The following is a 16,040-nucleotide window of genomic DNA, read 5'->3' on the forward strand; positions in this document are numbered from 1 at the left end:
CACTGCTGATACCCCGTATTCTTCGTCGCCTGGACAACAAGAGAGTGAGCTATGCAACTTATTTTAATTTTCCTGGTGATTGCTGGCGGGATGGGGCTGTCCGTAGAGGCGGGACTGCTGGGACCGCTAGGCGGCGAAGTGGGTGATTTGTGGGCCACGTTCAGCATCTTCGGCGTGGGTGCCGCGCTGACGTTTCTGCTGATGCTGTTTTTCAGCCCGCGCAACAGCCCGTCATTTTTTACACAGCCGTCCTGGCAACTGCTCGGCGGCGTGCTCGGCCCCGTGTACGTGGTCATTCTGACCGTTGCAACACCCGCTATCGGCATCGCGATGACCATGATTGGTATTCTGGCCGGTCAGGTGTTTAAGAGTCTGATCATCGATCACTTTGGTCTGCTGGGTACGCCACACAGGAAGATAAACGCGAAACGCATCGTGGCGCTGGTTTTTATTATTGCCGCACTGGTTCTGGTGGCACAGGGGTAAACGCATGACACTGATGATGATTCTACTGGCCGTCTGCGGCGGCGCGACGCTGAGCATTCAGGCCGCGATCAACGGGCAGCTCGGCAGCAGCGTGGGCGTATTTAAAAGCGCGTTTCTGACGTTTTCCGTCGGCGCGCTGGTGACCGCCCTGCTCATTTTCTTCTTTGAGCCTAAGCAGGCGGTCACGCTGCTGGACGTGCCAAAATGGCAGCTCCTCGGCGCGATGTTTGGCGTGCCCTATATCGTGATAATGGTGCTCGCCGTACAGCGGATCGGCACCGCCGTCGCCACGGTAGCGGTGATCTTCGGCCAGCTCACCATGAGTATGCTGATTGATAACTTTGGCTGGCTGGGCAATCCCGCCATTCCGTTTTCGCTGAGCCGCCTGGGCGCGGTAGTTTGCCTGGGGATTGCCCTGTACTTCATCTACTCCAGCAGCAAAACCGGCAGCGTCCGCGACTAAGCCGAGGTCTTACGGGTAAAGAACAGCGTCACCGTGGCGACGGTGACGCCAAATTTCTTCATCTCGGTTTTATTGAACAGATGGGTCTCATCCTGCAGGTACATCCAGTCGTCGAAATGCAGCAGCCAGGTTTTGCCGTTGGCCGTCACGTTCATGCTGTAATGCCAGTTAAAGGCATTGCCTGCGGCCTGCCCCGTGGCAACCCCTTCAATATCCCCCGCCGTTCCCTCGTAGCGATCGTTCCCCACGCGGCGGATGTGCCAGACGCGCTGCTGTTTTTCACCATCGTCGTAAACAAAGTGTTCGTTGAGCGTCAGCGTATCGCCAATCACATCCCCGGCGATCTCAACGTGGAAACGGCGGATCTGCTTGCCGCTGCGATCCTGCACCATGCCCCACGCTTCGGTTTTACCCTGGAAGTAATGGAAGATATCAAGCCGTGGCTGCTGCTGGCGATACTCGGTCACCTCGGTGCTGCAGCCTGCCAGCAGCATCGTGAGCGCCAGCGCCAGGGTCAGGAAACGTTTCATTTTTGGCCTCCGATTAACTGCTGACGCAGTTCAGGGTATTGCGTGCGGGGATCGAGCCAGATGGCCAGAAAGCGCTTACTGAACGCCGCTGGCTGCGCTGGCCCCAGTGGAGTGAAACCTGTCGGCGCGTCAGGCGCGCGGTACCAAAACTGTCCCTGCTGATTTTTAAGCACAAACGCCAGCTGCGCGCCTGCCTTGACGTCCGGCCAGAGCGATGCCAGCCTGCGAAGCCATGCTTCGCTCAGCGGCTCCTGCTGCAAAATTCCCTGCGCCTGCCACTGATCGCGCGTCGCCTCGACCAGATCCTTACGGTCGATGTCGCGCGCATAGGTAATGACCAGCGCCTGATCACCGTTTTCGCCGGTATAGCGGCCATCGGGCGTCAGCAGCTGCGAGGTGTAGACGGTGAAGGGCCCCCAGGTGAGCGTGGCGCTGCCTACTTTGCGCCAGCTTAGCCAGTCAGCGGCGTTCGCGACCGGCACGGTAAGGGTCAGACAGATTAACATCAGCAGGATTTTCATTGGTGTCTCCCCATCAGCAGGTGGAAAAACAGCATTAATACCAGCCAGCCCGGCGCCATCCAGCTGACGACGATAAAGCCAGGTTCCAGGAACGTCATTGCACCCAGCCGCTCGCCGATAAGGTAGGCCACGGGCCCGCCGACGGTCGCCAGCAGCGTTAAGATCCAGCCCGGCAAGGAAGTGGTGCACGTCAGCCGGGTCCAGACGGTGGCGAACATCAGCCACAGCGCCACCATCCACAGGGGCATCAGCGAGTCGCCTGTGAAGGCAATAAGCCCCGTCACCGCCCAGAGGGCGTCCAGCAAGCTGCCTGCGGCCGCCAGCAAAATGGCGTAAATACGGTGTGCAGGCGACAGCATCAGGCAGGCAAGGATCGCCAGCGCGAGCCAGACGACCAGCCCCCGCTCGCGAAACAGCACTACCAGCGTCCAGTAGAGATCGAACGCAATCGCCATCAGGAACACCTGCACGTAACGTCTCATACGCGTTCCGCTGTCAGCTGCACCACGCTGATGGTGCGGGCGTTAAACCCGGCTTCGCAGTAGCCGAAGTAGTAGAGCCACATCCGGCGGAAACGTTCGTCAAAGCCGAGCGTTTCAATCTCCTGCCAGGCGTGGACAAAGCGCTGACGCCAGTGAGCCAGCGTGCGGGCGTAGTCCGGCCCCATATCGAAGAGGTTGCGCACCACAAAATCGGTGTGGCGCGTCATCAATTCGTTCATGGCGGTGACGCTCGGCAAAAAGCCGCCGGGGAAAATGTAGCGCTGAATAAAGTCGACGCTTTTGCTGTAGTCGCGGTAGCGCTGGTCCTGAATGGTGATGGCCTGAATCGCCATCCGTCCCCCCGGGCGCAGCCGCGCCTGGCAGGTACGGAAGAACGTGGGCAGATAGCGTTGCCCGACGGCTTCAATCATCTCTATCGACACCAGCTTGTCGTACTGCCCAGTAAGGTCGCGATAGTCGCAGAGCAGCACCTCAACGCGATCCTGCAACCCGGCGCGGGCGATGCGCTCGGTCGCCCAGATATATTGCTCCTGCGACAGCGTGGTGGTGGTGACCCGACAGCCGTAGTGACGGGCCGCGTATTCCGCCATTGCTCCCCAGCCGGTGCCAATTTCCAGCAGGTGGTCGCCCGCGTTAAGCGCCAGCTGGTCGCACAAACGCGCCATTTTGGCCTGCTGAGCCGCCGTAAGATCCTGCTCGTCAGCGGTAAACAGCGCGCTGGAATAGAGCAGCTCTTTATCCAGAAAATGGGCATAAAAGGTGTTGCCCAAGTCGTAATGGGCGGCAATATTTTCGCGCGCCTGCGCGCGGGAGTTACGCCGCGTCCAGTGGCGCAGCCGCTCCAGCGGCCTGCCGAGCAGGCGGAACCCCTTCTCCAGACGGCCTAGCACCTTGCCGTTGAGCGCCAGCAGTTCCAGAAGCGGCGTCAGGTGCGGGGTCTCCCATTCGCCGTCCATCCAGGCCTCTGCCGCCGCGAGGCTACCGCCCGTTAAGATGCGCCAGTAAAGCCCAGGCGAGAGGATCTGCACGTCGGCATGCAGCGCGGCAGATGCCTCACCAAAGTGAAAGGTTTGCGCCCCTTCACGCAGCGTCAGCGAGCCGCCGCGTATGCCGCTTAACAGCCGAAAAAGCAGCCAGCGCGCGATGCGGACGTTGCGCGGGATATCGGGTTCTAGCGCAAAGACGGGATCGGTCATGAGCGTTCACTCCTGCTGACGGGATGGTTATACAGCGGCACGCGCTTGAGCCACAGCCGCAGCGCTTGCCAGTAAATGGCGAAAACGGTTTTCAGGGTCATCAGCGGGATACGCAGCAGCAGCGAACGCAGCGCCGGGCGGGTCAGCGGCTCCCGACGCAGCGCCAGCGTAGCGTCAAAGACCTTCGCTTCCTGATGATTTTCAATGTGCATATGAAGCGTATTGTCCGGGTTGTTGAAGCGCCAGTGGTAGACCATGTCCATCGGGTTGAAGGGCGAAACGTGAAACGCTTTCTCCGTGGGCCGGGCATTCTGCCCGTCTACCGCGTAGTAGTGCCGCTCGTTCCACGGCGTGTTGCGCACTTCGGCGAGCACCCAGCGAAGCGCATTGTGCTGGTCATAGCAGTAGTAAAAATTGACCGGATTAAAATGGAACCCGAAATAGCGCAGCTGTGTCAGGAGCATGACTCGCCCCTGCGGACGTTCCCCGGTCAGGCTCTCCAGCCTGCTCAGCACGTTCTCTTTGAGCGGCGTGCCCAGCGGATAGTCCGCGTCGTGGAACGAGGCGGCGGCCACGCGGTTACGGCGTACGCCCACCGAGGGCAATATTTCCAGCTCATCGAGATCCAGCCAGGCCATAAAAACGCTGTAGCTGAATGTGTGGGTTTTCGGCTGGAGGCGTCGGTGGCGCAATACGCCGTGGTAGAGGCAGCTGTTCATCTCAGTTCCCCTCCCCGGCGGCTAGCGCATTGACCACATCCAGCGCGCTGCGCACCCCGTCCTCATGAAAACCGTTGTACCAGTACGCCCCGCAGAACCAGCTTCGGTTATGACCGTTAATCTCCCCGCGACGCGCCTGCGCGCGCCAGCTTTGAGGGTTGAACAGCGGGTGTTCATAGATAAAGCGCTTCAGAACGAAACGCTCATCAATCGGCGTTTCAGGATTCAGCGTGACGCAGAACAGCGGACTCCCCTTGGGCAGTCCCTGCAAAATGTTCATGTTGTAAGTGACGCAGGCGCTGGCCTGGTCACGTTCACTCAGGCGATAGTTCCAGCTCGCCCACGCGCGCTCGCGCACCGGCAGCCAGCGTCTGTCGCTGTGTAACACCACCTCGTTGCGCTGCCAGCCGATATCGCCCAGCACGTCACGTTCTGCAGGCGTCGGCTCGTCCAGCATCGCCAGCGCCTGCCCGGAATGGCAGGCAAAAATCACCTGATCGAAGGTATAACTGCCGTTTTCAAGCTGAAGCGTGACCCCGTGCTCGTGGCGGCTCACCCTCTGGACCGGCGAATTGAGATGCAGGTTCAGACGGTCGCCCAGCTTGTCGAGCATGGCGCGGATGTACTCCCGCGAGCCGCCGGGGACAACGTACCACTGCGGGCGATGGGTAATATCCAGCAGGCCGTGATGCTCAAAGAAGCGCAGGAACAGCGGCAGCGGAAAGCGCCTCATCTCCTGCAGCGACGAGGACCAGATCGCGGCCCCCATCGGCAGAATGTAGTGGCGTGCAAAAAACGGGGTGAAACGGTGCTGTTCAAGAAACGTCTCCAGCGTGGCGTTCGGGTCCACCTCCCCGTCCAGCGCCTGTTTTGCCAGACGATTGAAGCGGACGATCTCCCCAAGCAGCCGCCAGAATGACGGATTCACCAGGTTTCGGCGTTGGGCAAACAGCGACGTCAGCGTGTGTCCGTTATACTCCAGCCCAGTCCCCGGGTTGCGCACAGAAAAGCTCATCTGCGTTTTTTGTCCGCTGATGCCCAGCTCGCTAAGTAGGCCCATGAAGCGCGGATAAGTACGGTCGTTATAGACGATAAACCCGGTGTCGATGGCCCAGGTCCCCTGCGACGTGGAGACGTCTACCGTCGCGGTGTGTCCGCCCGGCGTTGCGCCCGCTTCAAATAGGGTGACCTGATGATGGCCCGCCAGACGCCAGGCGCAGGTTAGCCCGGCAATACCGCTGCCGATAATCGCGATCTTCATGAGCGCACCATCCTGCGCAGCAGCGCGTTCTGGATCAGGGTAGGAAGCCATGAGAGCAGCCGCAGGATCAGGCCGAAACCGGAAGGAAACGCGATATGGCTTTTATTCTTCGCCAGCCCGGCGCGTATTGCATTCACGGCCTCGTCAACGGTCACTCTGCCCGGCATGGCAAAATCATTTTTTTGGGTCAGCGGCGTATCGACAAACCCCGGTGAAACCACGGTTACACCAATCCCTTTCGGCTCCCAGTCCAGACGCAGCGTGTCGGCGAACCAGGTGAGCGCGGCTTTGGACGCTCCGTAGGCTTCGGCTCGCGGAAAATGAAGCCAGTGCGCCATCGAACTGACCAATACCACGCGATGACCTGCAGCCAGCTGCGGCTGAAGCGCGGCAAGGCAGTTCACCGGGCCGAGGAAATTGGTCTTCATCACCCGCTCCACCAGCGCGGGATCCACCACGCCACGATCGAGGTATTCACACGTCCCGGCGCAGAGGATCGCCAGTTCGGCATTACAGTCCTTCAACGCCTGGCAACAGGCGTCTCTGTCTGTCATGTCGAAGCGGCGCACCGTGATGTTCGGACTGTGCAACTGGAGGGCGTCCAGACGCGACGCATCGCGCCCGCAGGCAATAACCTGGTAGCCATCAGCGGCAAAGGATTTCGCCAGCCCGGCCCCAATGCCCGAGCTGGCGCCGGTAATGAGCACCGTTTTCATGATTTGACCCTCCGCTTCACGCCGCGTACCGCCCAGCCCAGCAGAGGAAGGTGTTCGTAGATCATCTCCCCCGCGTCGTAGTAGTCGCGCTGACGCGTGATGAGATCGTTTTCCGTGTCCACCACTGAACACCCCGGCAGGCCGAGCGGCTCACCCCCGGCAATGCGCGGGTGCGACCAGTGCATTGTCCAGGTGACGACAAACCGGCGTTCGCTCAGAAGGGGGGCATCAATGGTAAAACGGCAGTTTTCGACGTTCGCCAGCAAATGGGTGAAATAGCGCTGGAGCGCAAAAAGCCCGTTGTGTTCGCCAAACGGATCGACAAGCGTGGCGTCCGGGTGATAAAGCCCCACCAGCGCCGACGGCGGTTGAGCGTCAAGCGTGGCGTAGTAATCAACAAACCGACTGACAACGGCGGGCAACGTGCTCATGGGTCACATCCTGGCTGTAAATAACGTGGCGTAATCGCATAATTAAAACTTACACAATCATAGTTATTTGTCCAAGTTTGTGTTGATCTATTTTTTATTTTAGATACATATCAATAGTTTAATAACAGGGAAAAGAATGAATCTTGTAGACCGGATAAGGCGTAGCCGACACCCGGCTTTAACTTTCAGGATATCCTTAAGGCAAACTCGCCGCCCTTCTTCCAGGCTTATCCTTTTTATTCATAAGGATGCCTGACATGAAACGCTTCTTTCTCTCCCTTTTCTCCAGCCCTGAGTCATTGCTCCAGGTAATGAGCCAGCAGGAAATCATTGAAGCCGTAGAAGATGGCGATCGCATCATTATCGACCAGGACGGAAACGCCTCGGTGAACTACAAAAGCAACGAGGTACGGCAGGATTTTCTGCGTCACGTCGACGCGCTGAAGAGGGCCTGATATGGGAACGGCAATCTTTATGGTGCTGATGGTGTGCGGGTACTGGTATACCAGCCGAGACCTGTCCACCCGCTTTAAAATCAAGCGTTCTTTTGGCTGGGACGTCTATTTTCTCGTGGCGCTTTATGGCTGTATTTTTGTTCTTCAGGGCGTGATTGCCACCGGTTTGCTCTGGCTACTCCTGCTCTCCCTTTCCGCCGCCAACAACGCATTTCACTTTGCCTCACCGAAATATACCGACTGGCAAATCGACTTTATGAACTGGAGTTTTTTAGGCATTCAGGCACCGGTGGTCGTGATGCTGGCGTTTGCCATCCTGTTTTGCCTCTACCGCTCTAACTGGGCAGGCAGCGCGCGTCTGGACGGTGAAAGCCGGAAAAAGCTCTACAAACGTCTGGCGCAGTCGAGCGGTATTGAACAGGTGCTGTATCAGTGCATGGAGGAAGGCGAGCTGGCGCAAGTATCGCTCAGGTCGGGGCGGATTTACATCGGGATGATCCACACCGCGACGCTGGAGTACGAAAAAACGGCCAATATCGTGCTGATCCCGATGCTGAGCGGGTACAGAGATGCGAAGACGATGAATCTGCGCATCGAGAATAACTACAGCAGGTGGTATGCGGAGCATGACATTACGCTCGACTCTGAACCCCGCAGCGCCATGTCATTCCGGAAGGTAATTTTACTCAATCAGATTGAGAGCATCTCGCTGTTCGATCCCGCGAGTGCCAGCGCGCTGGAGATGGCGCAGGCAGAAGAGAAACCGGAGTGAACGCGTTCCGTTCTGGCAGAGATCGCCACGATTAGCCATCCGAGGCTTACCGGGCACAGAATTTACAGCTCGGCGTAAGCCTCGCGTTTTTCTGCCCATTTCAGCATGGCATCGAGCGCCGGGCATAATGCCTGCCCCCAGTCGGTGAGTCGATATTCTACTTTCGGCGGCACCTGAGGGTAGACCATCCGCGAAACAATTCCGTCGGATTCCAGTTGCCGCAGCTGCTGCGCCAACATTTTCTGGGAAATACCGGGGATCAGTTTTTCAAAATCAGAGTAGCGCTGCACTTTTCCGTCGAACAGATGAAAAAGAATAATTAATTTCCAGCGACCTTCCAGCAGCCGTAATACCTGCTCCACGCCGCTTGCGGCAGATTCCGGGCTATATAACTTACTCATAATTCAGTCACTCACTTTTTCGTGCGTACTTGTCAATTTATCAGTCTATGTTGAATATACCCGTACTGTAAATAACGGGAGTTAAAGGTCATGTCACTAGATTTTCATTTCACTGGTAAGCGCGTGCTTGTTACCGCTGGAACAAAAGGGCTTGGAAAAGCAGTGGTCGGACTTTTAAAACAGCTGGGCGCAACGGTATTAACCACGGCGCGCCACGCGCCTGAGGTAAATATCGCCGATGCATTCGTAGCCGCTGACCTGACGACAGTTGCAGGATGTGCCTCCGTCGTATCGGCGGTGGAGGAACAGATGGGCGGCGTCGACGTGATTGTCCATGTCGCAGGTGGTTCAACCGCACCCGGTGGCGGTTTCGCTGCGCTTGGCGAAGACGAGTGGCAGCAGGAGCTAAATCTTAACCTGTTGCCCGCCGTACGCTTAGATCGCGCCCTGCTCCCCGGCATGCTTGCGCAGGGAAACGGGGTGATTATTCACGTGACGTCTATTCAGCGCGAACTGCCGTTACCGGAATCAACCACGGGCTACGCGGCGGCGAAAGCAGCCCTCTCGACCTACAGCAAGAGCCTATCAAAGGAAGTCTCGCCGAAGGGTGTTCGGGTGGTGCGCGTTGCACCCGGCTGGATCGAAACCGAAGCCGCGGTTGCACTGGCGGAGAGGCTGGCAGAGCAGGCAGGAACAGACTACGAAGGTGGCAAACAGATCATTATGAAGGCGTTAGGTGGAATACCGCTCGGACGCCCTGCCAAACCGATTGAGGTGGCTAACCTCATCGTCTTCCTCGCGTCATCTCATGCTTCAAGTATCACAGGGACAGAATACGTGATTGATGGCGGCACCATTCCGACAGTATAGCGCGGGTGCTTGATCGGCTCGGTACGAGAGCTGATTAAGCGCGGGGGAATGTCACTGACCGGTCAGTTTCTCTAAGCCCGTTTTTAACGCTTTTACCACCCTTTCTGGATCCATACCCATTTGCGCATGAATAATAGCGCCGTCAATGAGCATCATCATGTCATTGACGGTCTCTTCATCATTTATACCGGTGAGCGTGACGATTGTTTTCTTTGTCTCTGATTTATGGTCCCGGCATATCTCTTTTATTTCGCTTTCAATATCTTCCGCTTTTGCCTCTGCGCTGGCATTAATAAACGCGCAGCCGTGGAACTCGGGCGAAATAAACCATTCGTAAAGCGTTTCAGATATCGCATTAGAAGGTATTTCGCCTTCGTCAAAATGTCGACGCAGCGTAGTCTCAAACCAGCTAATCCATATTTCATGCCGATAGTGTAAATAGGCGAGAATAAGTAAACTCTTACTCGGAAAATGACGATAGAAAGTCACCTTGGTCACTTTTGACGCTTTGATCAGCGTATCCACCCCCGTCGCCCTGAAGCCTGTGGAATAAAACAGATCGTGCGCCGTGAGTAATATCTTATCTCTGACGCTAATTTTAGTATCGTTGCCTGCGGGTTCTGTTTTCATTTTTTTAGTAGCCTCAAAACGGAGGTTGACAGCGTTATTTTACAGGCATAGATTACCGCAAGTAGACAGACCTGTCTACATTATATAACCCAGAGGTAATCGCAATGAACACACGTCCTCCTTTACCGCCCTTCACCCGTGAAAGCGCTATCGAAAAAGTCAGACTGGCAGAAGATGGCTGGAACAGTCGCGACCCGGCGAAAGTCGCGCTTGCCTATACGCTCGATACCCAATGGCGCAACCGCGCAGAATTCGTGACCAACCGTGAAGAAGCCCAGGCGTTTCTGGCGCGGAAATGGAAAAAAGAGCTGGAGTATCGTCTGATTAAAGAGCTCTGGGCATTTACGGATAACCGAATCGCGGTGCGCTATGCCTATGAATGGCATGATGATTCCGGTAACTGGTTCCGTTCATATGGCAATGAAAACTGGGAGTTTGAGCCGGACGGACTGATGAAGCGACGCTTTGCCTGCGTAAACGATATGCCGATAAAAGAATCAGAGCGAATGTTCCACTGGCCGCTGGGAAGACGTCCGGACGATCACCCTTCTCTGAGCGATCTGGGTTTATAGCTTTATTAAGAGATAGCGCACATTTCAGGCGTGGCTTCAGGACTACCCTGTGAGCGGTTTTCAGGAGGTAGAAAATATGAAAAAGCTTCTGATCTGTTGTTTGTTTGGTAATACCGCAGACTCGCTCGCCAAAAAGATGCAGTCTCTGGCAGAACGCGAAGGCTATCCGCTGATGATTAGCGCTGTTGGGCTGAATAACTTCGCCAGTGTCGCTCCCGCTTTCGATGGTTTCCTCATCGCGCCGCATATTCAGTACAAACTCGATGAGATAAAAGAAACGGTGGGCAATACGCGTTCCATCGCCATTATTGAGAGTTTACCCTATGCGTCTCTGGACGCGAGTAAGGTGTTAAATTTCGTGAAGGAACAGATGCCTGAACTGGCTGCCTGATATATAAGGCCGCATTTTTTGCGGCCTCCTCTCACCCGCCGATTAAAACGCATCGACACAAGGCTGGCACTGTCATATAGATGCCATTGCGCGCGAAAAACAGTGATACACTTACCCCATCTGATTTATCGTCCCGTCTGAAGGGTTCATGACGAAAACGCATGTAACCAAATCACGAAATGGTCACTCGTTGTCATTCGAAGCCTGTCACGCTAAGCTTAAAAAATGACTAAAAATTTGAACGTCCCAGTTACACGTGGTCCACTTGACCACTCCGTCCGAGAGCAGATCGTCGAAGCGGCATTTGAGCACTTCGGTCACTACGGCTATGAAAAAACCACCGTGGCAGAGCTTGCTAAATCCATCGGTTTTTCAAAGGCCTACATTTATAAATTTTTTGACTCCAAACAGGCTATCGGCGAGGTGATCTGTGCTAACCGCCTGGAACTGATCATGACCGCAGTGCATTCGGCGCTCGCCGATGCGCCCTCCGCCAGCGAGAAAATACGTCGTCTCTTCAGGGCGCTCACCGAGGCAGGAAGCGAACTGTTTTTCCACGATCGTAAACTTTACGACATCGCCGCCGTGGCCGCGCGGGAAAAATGGCCTTCAGCAGAAAGGTATTCAGAACACCTGTTAAAACTGATTGAGAGCATTATTGTCGAAGGTAGGCAGGCCGGGGAGTTCGAAAGGAAAACCCCGCTCGATGAGGCAACGCTCGCGATATATCTGGTGATGTGCCCTTTCATTAACCCCATTCAACTGCAATACAATCTCGAAACTGCCCCCACTGCTGCGATCCTTCTCCCCTCACTGATTTTAAGAAGTCTGGCTCCCTGATTTGTGACCATTGACATTATTGGTCACTAGTCAGAGAATGCGGAAACTGTCCTGTTATTTTAATAAGGGTTTCCCATGCTCAGGCTTACTTCAGCCCGTTGTCTCGTTTCTCTCCTGCCGCTGGCCCTCGTGGCCTGCGGCGATAACGCGGCGAGTGACGATCCGCGCACGCACCCACCGCTCGTCAGATCCGCGTCCGTTGAACGCGCGAACGCGACGTCTCGCGCATTTACCGGCGTGGTGGTTGCCAGAACGCAAAGCGATCTCGGTTTCAGGGTTCAGGGCAAAGTCCTTGAGCGCCTTGTTGATACAGGCCAGAGCGTAAAAAAAGGCCAGCCTTTAATGCGCCTCGATCCCGTTGACCTGACGTTACAGGCGCAGGCTCAGCAGCGGACGGTGGATGCCGCCCAGGCGCGTGCAAGAAAAGCGATCGCCGACGAAGCGCGCTATCGGGGTCTTGTGGCTACGGGCGCAGTGTCTGCCTCCGAGTACGACCAAATTAAAGCGGCGGCCGACACCGCCAGAGCGGAGCTTAGTGCCGCCAGGGCGCAGGCAAGCGTAGCGCAAAACGCGACAGGCTATGCCGTACTGTTGGCCGATTCAGACGGCGTGGTGATGGAGACCTTCGCTGAGCCAGGTCAGGTCGTAAGCGCCGGACAGGCAGTGATCCGTCTTGCCCGCGCGGGACAACGTGAGGCGCTGGTGCAACTTCCAGAGACCCTGCGTCCCGTCGTCGGGAGCGAAGCACAGGCGACTCGCTATGGCAACGAAAAACAGCCTGTTACCGCAACGCTTCGTCTGCTCTCTGATTCCGCCGATGCCACCACCCGCACCTATGAGGCGCGGTATGTTCTGGCAGGCGCGCTGGCAGACGCGCCGCTGGGTGCGACCGTCACGCTGAACATAGGGAGTCATAATGAGAAAAACCAGGTCATGCAGGTTCCCCTTGCGTCGCTCTACGATGCGGGCAAAGGGCCTGGCGTCTGGCGGATCTCGACTCAACCCGCCAAAGTGACCTGGCAACCCGTCAAGGTGCTTAGCGTGAGCGATGATTCCGCCCAGGTAACGGGGGGCGTGACGCCCGGTGAAAAGATTGTCGCGTTAGGGGTGCATCTTCTGCATGAAGGCGAAGTGGTCCGCCTCGCTCAACAGCGCACGGAGAGTCAGCCATGAGCGAAGGACGCTTTAACCTGTCAGCGCTTGCCGTACGCGAGCGCTCGGTCACGCTGTTTCTGATTATTCTGGTGACGATTGCCGGTATTCTCTCGTTTTTTGGGCTCGGGCGTGCAGAAGATCCGCCTTTCACGGTGAAGCAGATGACCGCAATCGCCGTGTGGCCCGGCGCGACCGCGCAGGAGATCCAGGATCAGGTGGCCGAACCGCTGGAAAAACGCCTTCAGGAGCTCAAATGGTATGACCGTACGGAAACCTATACCCGCCCCGGCATGGCCTTTATCACGCTGTCATTACAGGACAATACGCCACCTTCTGAGGTGCAGGAAGAGTTCTATCAGGCCAGAAAAAAGCTTGGGGATGAGAGCCGAAATCTCCCAGCAGGCGTAACGGGACCGATGATTAATGACGAGTTCGCCGATGTGACCTTTGCTCTCTTTGCGCTCAAAGCAAAAGGAGAGCCGCAGCGTTTGCTCGTGCGCGATGCCGAAACCATGCGCCAGCAGCTCCTGCACGTCCCCGGCGTGAAGAAAGTCAATATCATTGGGGAGCAGGCAGAGCGGATTTATATCTCCTTCTCTCACGAGCGTCTCGCGACGCTTGGCCTGTCGCCTCAGGATATTTTCAATGCGCTGAACAATCAGAACGTATTGACGGCTGCGGGTTCAATTGAGACGCGCGGCGCGCAGATCTTTATCCGCCTCGACGGGGCTTTCGATACCCTACGGAAAATCCGCGATACGCCGTTTATTGCGCAGGGCAAAACGCTCAAGCTCTCCGACGTCGCCACGGTGGAACGAGGTTATGAAGACCCGCCTGTTCTGCAAATTCGTAACCAGCATGAACCGGCCCTGCTGCTGGGTATTGTGATGCGCGAAGGCTGGAACGGGCTGGCGCTGGGGAAAGCGCTTGATGCCGAAACGTCGAGAATCAATGACGGTCTGCCTCTGGGAATGACCCTGACGAAAGTCACCGATCAGTCCGTGAACATCAGCTCGTCGGTGGACGAGTTCATGATCAAATTCTTCGTCGCCCTGCTGGTTGTTATGGTGGTCTGTTTTGTCAGCATGGGCTGGCGCGTGGGCGTGGTCGTCGCGGCGGCGGTTCCTCTGACACTGGCCGTGGTCTTTGTGGTAATGGAAGCCAGCGGCATTAACTTTGACCGCATCACGCTGGGCTCCCTCATTCTTGCCCTGGGCTTGCTGGTTGATGATGCCATCATCGCCATCGAAATGATGGTGGTAAAAATGGAGGAAGGCTACGACAGAATCAAAGCCTCCGCCTACGCCTGGAGCCATACCGCGGCCCCGATGCTCGCCGGCACGCTGGTAACGGCCATTGGCTTTATGCCGAATGGTTTCGCCCAGTCAACGGCGGGAGAATACACCAGCAATATGTTCTGGATTGTCGGCCTGGCGCTGATTGCATCGTGGGTCGTCGCCGTGGTTTTCACCCCCTATCTCGGCGTGAAAATGCTGCCGGATATGCCCAAAGTGGAAGGAGGCCATGCCGCCATCTATGGCACGCCTCGCTATAACCGTTTTCGCCATCTCTTAACCCGCGTCATCGCCAGAAAATGGATTGTGGCGGGGTCGGTTGTCGCCATTTTTATCCTGGCGATCCTGGGCATGGGGCTGGTGAAAAAACAATTTTTCCCGACGTCGGATCGCCCCGAAGTGTTGGTTGAAGTGCAGATGCCCTACGGCACGTCAATCGAGCAGACCAGCGCCGCCGCAGCGAAAATAGAAGACTGGCTGAAAAAACAGCCAGAAGCCAACATCGTCACATCGTACATTGGTCAGGGTTCACCGCGTTTTTATCTGGCCATGGCTCCTGAGTTACCCGATCCGTCATTTGCGAAGATAGTGGTGTTGACGGATAGCCCGGCATCACGTGAGGCACTCAAGCTCCGACTACGTAAAGCGGTTGCCGAAGGCCTTGCGTCCGAAGCGCGCGTGCGCGTCACGCAGCTGGTGTTTGGTCCCTACTCTCCCTTCCCGGTCGCCTGGCGAGTCACGGGACCCGATGTCGATACGCTACGCGGCATCGCTGACAAAATGAAAGGCGTGCTCGAGGCAAGCCCGATGATGCGGACCGTCAACACGGACTGGGGAACGCGCGTACCCACACTGCATTTCACGCTCGATCAGGACCGCCTACAGGCCACTGGCTTAACCTCGAATGCCGTTGCTCAGCAGCTGCAGTTCCTGCTGTCCGGTGTTCCCATCACGTCTGTACGAGAAGACATTCGCGCCGTTCAGGTGATTGGCCGCGCCGCAGGTGACATTCGCCTGGATCCGGCAAAAATAGCGGGCTTTACCCTGGTCGGCAATGCGGGCCAGCGCATCCCTCTGTCACAAATTGGCGATGTTGAGGTGAGAATGGAAGATCCGCTGCTGCGTCGTCGCGATCGAACGCCGACTATCACCGTGCGGGGCGATATCGACGAAACGCTTCAGCCACCGGACGTGTCTACAGCCATCATGAAACAGCTCCAGCCGATCGCGGATTCGCTGCCGCCAGGATACCGTATTGAAATGGCCGGATCGATTGAAGAATCAGGCAAAGCCACCCGGGCAATGTTGCCATTGTTCCCCATTATGATTGCCCTGACGCTACTGATCATCATTCTGCAGGTGCGTTCCATGTCGGCCATGGTCATGGTCTTTCTTACCGCGCCGCTGGGGCTTATCGGCGTGGTGCCAACCTTGCTGCTGTTCAATCAGCCGTTTGGCATCAACGCCCTCGTCGGATTGATCGCCCTTTCGGGCATTCTGATGCGCAATACGCTGATTCTTATTGGTCAAATCGATCATAACCAGAAAGAGGGGCTCGATCCGTTCCATGCGGTTGTCGAAGCGACAGTACAGCGCGCCAGACCGGTCTTACTGACGGCGTTGGCCGCCGTTCTGGCCTTTATTCCCCTGACGCATTCCGTATTCTGGGGAACGCTCGCCTGGACGCTGATCGGCGGAACTTTAGGAGGAACCATCATTACGCTGGTCTTCCTGCCCGCGATGTATGCGATCTGGTTCAGGATCCGTCCAGCGACACAAAGCGTTCAGCCTCTGGCAGAAAGCGTGTAAACTACTATCAGTAGATAAACGATA

General features: G+C 56.6%; 20 protein-coding genes. 10 read left to right on the forward strand and 10 right to left on the reverse strand.

Annotated features, from left to right (window positions below; translation table 11 throughout):
• Positions 1-51 precede the first annotated feature (51 nt).
• Together AC2T6E_RS02640 and AC2T6E_RS02645 are read left to right on the forward strand one after the other, a co-directional pair.
• Complete coding sequence (locus AC2T6E_RS02640; RefSeq protein WP_010430856.1) at positions 52-486, forward strand: DMT family transporter; 435 nt, start codon at positions 52-54, stop codon at positions 484-486.
• A gap of 4 nt (positions 487-490) precedes the next feature.
• The gene (locus AC2T6E_RS02645; RefSeq protein WP_126544598.1) at positions 491-949 is read left to right on the forward strand and encodes a DMT family transporter; all 459 of its coding nucleotides are present in this window, start codon (positions 491-493) and stop codon (positions 947-949) included.
• Here AC2T6E_RS02645 and AC2T6E_RS02650 read toward each other — a convergent pair.
• The 8 genes from AC2T6E_RS02650 to AC2T6E_RS02685 are packed head-to-tail and all read right to left on the reverse strand — an operon-like array spanning position 946 to position 6,826.
• The gene (locus AC2T6E_RS02650) at positions 946-1,479 is read right to left on the reverse strand and encodes a DUF3833 domain-containing protein (RefSeq protein ID WP_253178505.1); all 534 of its coding nucleotides are present in this window, start codon (positions 1,477-1,479) and stop codon (positions 946-948) included. The genes AC2T6E_RS02645 and AC2T6E_RS02650 overlap by 4 nt on opposite strands.
• Positions 1,476-2,000 carry a chalcone isomerase family protein gene (locus tag AC2T6E_RS02655; protein ID WP_325840689.1) on the reverse strand — a complete coding sequence of 175 codons (525 nt, stop codon included), beginning with the start codon at positions 1,998-2,000 and terminating at the stop codon, positions 1,476-1,478. Before AC2T6E_RS02655 ends, AC2T6E_RS02650 begins: the two co-directional genes overlap by 4 nt.
• Positions 1,997-2,482 (reverse strand): DUF2878 domain-containing protein, encoded by a 486-nt coding sequence (locus tag AC2T6E_RS02660; protein WP_253178503.1) that lies wholly within the window; start codon positions 2,480-2,482, stop codon positions 1,997-1,999. Before AC2T6E_RS02660 ends, AC2T6E_RS02655 begins: the two co-directional genes overlap by 4 nt.
• Positions 2,479-3,699: an SAM-dependent methyltransferase gene (locus AC2T6E_RS02665; protein ID WP_253178502.1), complete on the reverse strand. Its 1,221-nt coding sequence runs from the start codon at positions 3,697-3,699 to the stop codon at positions 2,479-2,481. The genes AC2T6E_RS02660 and AC2T6E_RS02665 overlap by 4 nt, the downstream gene beginning before the upstream one ends.
• On the reverse strand, positions 3,696-4,418 hold the full coding sequence (locus AC2T6E_RS02670; protein ID WP_253178501.1) for a DUF1365 domain-containing protein: 723 nt from the start codon (positions 4,416-4,418) through the stop codon (positions 3,696-3,698). Before AC2T6E_RS02670 ends, AC2T6E_RS02665 begins: the two co-directional genes overlap by 4 nt.
• Position 4,419: 1 nt before the next feature.
• Positions 4,420-5,679, reverse strand: coding sequence for an NAD(P)/FAD-dependent oxidoreductase (locus tag AC2T6E_RS02675; RefSeq protein WP_214594036.1), 1,260 nt, complete (start codon positions 5,677-5,679; stop codon positions 4,420-4,422).
• The gene (locus tag AC2T6E_RS02680; protein WP_316382807.1) at positions 5,676-6,395 is read right to left on the reverse strand and encodes an SDR family NAD(P)-dependent oxidoreductase; all 720 of its coding nucleotides are present in this window, start codon (positions 6,393-6,395) and stop codon (positions 5,676-5,678) included. Before AC2T6E_RS02680 ends, AC2T6E_RS02675 begins: the two co-directional genes overlap by 4 nt.
• Positions 6,392-6,826 (reverse strand): nuclear transport factor 2 family protein, encoded by a 435-nt coding sequence (locus AC2T6E_RS02685; RefSeq protein WP_126816448.1) that lies wholly within the window; start codon positions 6,824-6,826, stop codon positions 6,392-6,394. Before AC2T6E_RS02685 ends, AC2T6E_RS02680 begins: the two co-directional genes overlap by 4 nt.
• Positions 6,827-7,083: 257 nt before the next feature.
• On the opposite strand from AC2T6E_RS02685, the gene AC2T6E_RS02690 reads away from it, so the two are divergent.
• Positions 7,084-7,281 (forward strand): hypothetical protein, encoded by a 198-nt coding sequence (locus AC2T6E_RS02690; RefSeq protein WP_042715285.1) that lies wholly within the window; start codon positions 7,084-7,086, stop codon positions 7,279-7,281.
• Position 7,282: 1 nt separating this feature from the next.
• Entirely contained in the window at positions 7,283-8,053 is a 771-nt protein-coding gene (locus AC2T6E_RS02695) for a hypothetical protein (RefSeq protein WP_126816447.1), read from the forward strand.
• 62 nt (positions 8,054-8,115) lie between these two features.
• On the opposite strand, the gene AC2T6E_RS02700 is transcribed toward AC2T6E_RS02695, so the two are convergent.
• Positions 8,116-8,454 carry a winged helix-turn-helix transcriptional regulator gene (locus tag AC2T6E_RS02700; RefSeq protein ID WP_120158082.1) on the reverse strand — a complete coding sequence of 113 codons (339 nt, stop codon included), beginning with the start codon at positions 8,452-8,454 and terminating at the stop codon, positions 8,116-8,118.
• A 90-nt stretch (positions 8,455-8,544) separates the two neighbouring features.
• Here AC2T6E_RS02700 and AC2T6E_RS02705 point away from each other — a divergent pair, with 90 nt between their 5' ends.
• On the forward strand, positions 8,545-9,324 hold the full coding sequence (locus AC2T6E_RS02705) for an SDR family oxidoreductase (RefSeq protein ID WP_316382801.1): 780 nt from the start codon (positions 8,545-8,547) through the stop codon (positions 9,322-9,324).
• A 51-nt stretch (positions 9,325-9,375) separates the two neighbouring features.
• Here AC2T6E_RS02705 and AC2T6E_RS02710 read toward each other — a convergent pair whose 3' ends face one another.
• Positions 9,376-9,954: a TetR/AcrR family transcriptional regulator gene (locus AC2T6E_RS02710; protein WP_260661994.1), complete on the reverse strand. Its 579-nt coding sequence runs from the start codon at positions 9,952-9,954 to the stop codon at positions 9,376-9,378.
• 104 nt (positions 9,955-10,058) lie between these two features.
• Between AC2T6E_RS02710 and AC2T6E_RS02715 the strand changes: the two genes are divergently transcribed.
• From AC2T6E_RS02715 to AC2T6E_RS02735, 5 genes are all read left to right on the forward strand, one after another.
• Positions 10,059-10,526 carry a nuclear transport factor 2 family protein gene (locus AC2T6E_RS02715; protein WP_486690466.1) on the forward strand — a complete coding sequence of 156 codons (468 nt, stop codon included), beginning with the start codon at positions 10,059-10,061 and terminating at the stop codon, positions 10,524-10,526.
• Between the two features lie 76 nt (positions 10,527-10,602).
• Positions 10,603-10,917: a PTS sugar transporter subunit IIB gene (locus tag AC2T6E_RS02720; RefSeq protein ID WP_316382796.1), complete on the forward strand. Its 315-nt coding sequence runs from the start codon at positions 10,603-10,605 to the stop codon at positions 10,915-10,917.
• 225 nt (positions 10,918-11,142) lie between these two features.
• Positions 11,143-11,757 carry a TetR/AcrR family transcriptional regulator gene (locus AC2T6E_RS02725; protein WP_108416983.1) on the forward strand — a complete coding sequence of 205 codons (615 nt, stop codon included), beginning with the start codon at positions 11,143-11,145 and terminating at the stop codon, positions 11,755-11,757.
• Between the two features lie 75 nt (positions 11,758-11,832).
• The gene (locus AC2T6E_RS02730; RefSeq protein ID WP_212473887.1) at positions 11,833-12,930 is read left to right on the forward strand and encodes an efflux RND transporter periplasmic adaptor subunit; all 1,098 of its coding nucleotides are present in this window, start codon (positions 11,833-11,835) and stop codon (positions 12,928-12,930) included.
• Positions 12,927-16,016: an efflux RND transporter permease subunit gene (locus tag AC2T6E_RS02735; RefSeq protein ID WP_316382792.1), complete on the forward strand. Its 3,090-nt coding sequence runs from the start codon at positions 12,927-12,929 to the stop codon at positions 16,014-16,016. Before AC2T6E_RS02730 ends, AC2T6E_RS02735 begins: the two co-directional genes overlap by 4 nt.
• Positions 16,017-16,040 lie beyond the last annotated feature (24 nt).

This window comes from Enterobacter sp. B79-1 (assembly GCF_057444735.1).